The sequence below is a fragment of the Colwellia sp. genome (assembly GCF_013215345.1).
Lineage (GTDB): Bacteria > Pseudomonadota > Gammaproteobacteria > Enterobacterales > Alteromonadaceae > Colwellia.
The window spans coordinates 1-4,005 of record NZ_JABSOV010000209.1 but is presented as its reverse complement, the minus strand read 5'-3'; the positions used below and the strand labels follow the sequence as shown (position 1 = coordinate 4,005).

2 protein-coding genes and 1 pseudogene are annotated in these 4,005 nt (G+C 38.1%); 2 read left to right on the top strand and 1 reads right to left on the bottom strand.

Translation table 11 applies throughout. The features are described 5' to 3' along the window. Nucleotides 1–579 (bottom strand): collagenase (locus HRT50_RS18155; protein WP_291617120.1); only part of this gene is annotated, 579 nt, incomplete at its 3' end. Between the two features lie 552 nt (nucleotides 580–1,131). On the opposite strand from HRT50_RS18155, the gene HRT50_RS18150 reads away from it, so the two are divergent. Next, entirely contained in the window at nucleotides 1,132–2,517 is a 1,386-nt protein-coding gene (locus tag HRT50_RS18150; protein WP_291617118.1) for a sodium-dependent transporter, read from the top strand. 174 nt (nucleotides 2,518–2,691) lie between these two features. Further along, a pseudogene (locus HRT50_RS18145) lies at nucleotides 2,692–4,005 on the top strand (hypothetical protein); the annotation flags it as partial.

The window sequence follows — 4,005 nt, the reverse complement described above, 5'->3', positions numbered from 1 at the left end:
TAAGTTCATTATCCACCAACTACTACCATCATCAGTAATATAGGTTACATAACTGGCTTGGTTACCGGGAACACTCGGATCACCTTCTAAATACATACCGCCATTATTGGTGTCTATACCAAATATTTGCGCTGCATTGTATTGATAAGAGGCATAGTCTTTAAAGGCGTTAATTTGCACTGTGGTGTTGTTGTCACCCGTTAAAGGCTGTTTAGCCGTTTTCATTAATCGGTGGTAACGCTCTTCTTCAGAAATTAACTCATCACATACCGCTTGCAAGTTTTCTGCTGTGATATAAGACTCGGAACGAATTGATATTTTTGTACCACAGTTGTAGTTATAACGCAGTATGTTTTCACCGGCATTATAAGCTGTTGTAGACTGAGCTACCGGGCTACTTTGTGAAAGTGCATGGGCATGTGAACCGGGTTTACTTAAGTTAATAATGCTATCTGCCGTTGGCGGACTATTAACGGTTGCGGCATTACCCATCATAGTTATCGACATGGCTATGGAAGCCAATGCCGTTTTATAGCAAGCAGCATAACTGCTTTTATTTTTGACCTTAGTATCTATCATTTTGATATCCTCATATTGTTTTTTTTAGCAAAGATTAATCACTTTCACTGTTAGCTCGTCAATTCAGTACAACTCACTACAGCATTTATAACTGTCAGGACAACCACTTTTTTTAAAGTTTTAATGTACTCATTTTGGTAATAATAATTGCCTACAGAGCACTACAAAATGAGTCAAATAGTTACCGGACATTACCAATGTATACAATATACCTAAAAGTTCAAGGCTATTTTTTATGCAATGGCTATTTTTCAATATGCTAATGATAACTGGTTATTTTCTTTATTAATCAATCGCTTGTTGCTTTACGCTGTCAGGGGTTTTTCATTGGTAACACCCAAATTGATATTGGTGACACTTTTGCTACGGCTAATGACATAGGTACTAGGTAAAAAAAAATATTTTGTTATTAATAAAAATAGAAATACGTAACTAAATATATAAAACACCGTTAATGGGCAATTTAGTTTTGTTTTATTCATTGCTGCATCACGAGTGATTAAGACAAAAAATTCTGCCAAATAATCTGTTTTTATCGACTAGGAGTAAAAAATGGCTGCAATTGCAGGAGAAGGTAAGATAGAAAATTGGTCATCAAGACTAACTTTTCTTATGGCCTCTATTGGTTTTTCTGTTGGGCTAGGCAATATCTGGCGCTTTCCCTATGTAACAGGTGAAAATGGCGGCGCAGCGTTTGTCTTGGTTTATCTTGCCTGCGCACTGTGTATTGGTGTGCCACTCGTTATGTCAGAGTGGGCAATTGGTCGTCGTGCTAAAAATGCCGCTTCGGCTGCGGGTAGCTTTAAAGAAGTGGCAGAGCAAAATAATTTATCATCTCGTTGGTCAGGTGTTGGCGGTATGGCAATAGTAGCGGTGTTTATGATGATGCTTACTTATACAGTGATCACAGGTTGGACTTTAGACTATTTTACTATGGCGGTAGTAGGGGAGTTTAAGGGCATTAATGCTGAGCAGTCGAAAGTTGTTTTTAATGAGCTGATGTCTGATCCCATGCGGTTACTGTTTTGGCACTCGTTAGTTATTGTTATCATCATGTTAGTTAATGCAAGAGGCTTGAAAGGTGGCATTGAAAAAGCGGTAAGTATATTAATGCCATCATTATTTATTTGTTTAATTATTATGGTGATTTATGCGGCTTTAGTGGGAGATTTTTCCGCGGCGGTGAATTTCTTATTAACCCCTGATTTTTCTCAAATAACCGGAGAGACCTTTTTACTGGCATTGGGACAGGCTTTTTTCTCCATTGGTATTGCGATGGCGGTAATGGTTACCTATGGCTCTTACTTACCTAAGAAAGCTTCAATCGCTCAAAACGCTTTTATAGTGGTTTTTGCTGACACCTTGGTTGCTATGCTGGCTGGTTTTGCTATTTTTCCCTTGGTTTTTGCCCACGGCTTAACGCCTGATGCCGGCGCAGGACTAGTTTTTCAAGTACTCCCCATTGCTTTGGGAGATTTACCAGGCGGGCAGTTATTTACTGCAATCTTTTTTTTATTGCTTATCGCGGCAGCCTTTACTTCATGTATTGGCAATTTTGAACCCATAATCGCTTGGGTAGCGGAAAAGTTTTCTTTTACCAGAAAAAAGGCCACCTTTGTTAGTGGCTTAGTTATGTGGCTTTTGGGTATCAGCTCTGTGTTGTCATTGAACCTAATCAAAGAGTTTCAACCATTCGGTTTTATATCGTTACTTGAAGGTAAGACTATTTTTGAAAGCCTTGATTATATCTCTGCCAGTATTTTATTACCCATTGGCGGATTTTTAACGGCAATTTTTGTTGGCTGGCGAATTCCGGCCAAGGAAATGAAAGCTGAGTTAGGGTTAAAAAAATCAGCCTTTCTGGCCTGGCAAGTGCTAATTCGTTATTTGGTACCTGTTGCTATTGCCATAGTGTTTATCTCGGGCGTAACAGCTTAATAGTTAGTAGAGCAATTCACATAAAATATCGTTAAGCCTGCTCTGCAGCTGGTTCAATGGTTAATTCAATCATCGTCTTAACCGCGGAATAAACTGCTGAATCATCCGCTGATTTCATTATTGAATCAGCCAAAGATCGTAGGCCATTTTTCCATTTATTAGAGTTATTTAATTATGAAGTTAGCCCAATCTTTACTGTTTATTTTTTTTTATATTACCAGCATTGCCAGTTATGCCAATTTTACTGAACTGACCATTATTAGCTCAAAGGGTAAGCAAGCTATTGAAGGTGCCATTGTTTATGATAAAAAATCTCGAGTAGGCGTTCGAACGGATCTTAAGGGGAAAGTTTTATTAGACCTAGACCTAGACCAAGACTCAGGTTCAAGCTCAAACATCACGCAGCTGCAAATAAAAGCCAAGTACCATACGCCACAGCTGCTCAGCCTTGCCGAGCTAACCAGCAATATTATTGTTATGCAACATGATGAAAAACTTCTTGTGGCAGAACAAAAACTTAGTTACCCCAAAAAGAATAAGCTTTGGGGAAATTACAGTGAATATAGGGCGAATAATGATTTGCTCAGTTACGACTTATCAATCAAGGTCGATCCTGAGAAAAAATATATTTCAGGTAATAATAAAATACGTTTTAAAATGCTTAAAGCAGACAATATGATTCAGCTTGATCTGTACCAAAATCTTGATATAGATAAAATTCTATATCATGGTAAGTCGCTTAAGTATGAACGAGAGGTAAATACGGTTTATGTCTCTTTTCCTAAAACACTGACAAAAGGCGAGATCGAAGAAATAGATTTCCATTATTCGGGTTATCCAAAAGCAACGGGACGTTTTGGCTGCTTTACCTTTAAAAAAGACTCTCTAGGAAAGCACTGGATAAACACTGCCTGTCAAGGTACTGGCTCTATGGTTTGGTGGCCAAACAAAGATCAACAACTTGATGAAGTTGAAAACATGATAATGCGGGTGTCGGTACCTTCTGATCTGAAAAACATCTCTAACGGACGCTTAATACAAACGAATGTTTTAGCTAACGGTTACACCGAATATGTATGGCAAACACTTAACCCAATCAACAATTATAGTGTTTCTTTAAACATTGGTAATTACGTACATTTCGGTGAAAAACTCGGGAAATTAACACTCGATTATTATGTGTTACCGCAAGATTTAGAAAAAGCTAAACAGCAATTTAAGCAAGCTAAACCTATGATGGTTTCTTACCAAAAATATTTTGGCGAATACCCCTTTATTGAAGACGGCTATAAACTTATTCAAGCCCCGTACACTGGCATGGAACATCAAAGTGCGGTGACATACGGCAATGGTTTTAAAAATGGTTATAACCGCGGAGCTGACGTTAGTGCTGATTGGACTGGTGTTGGCGTTTCGTTAAAATTCGATTTTATTATTATTCATGAAACAGGTCATGAGTGGTTTGGTAATAGCTTAACCAGTTATGAT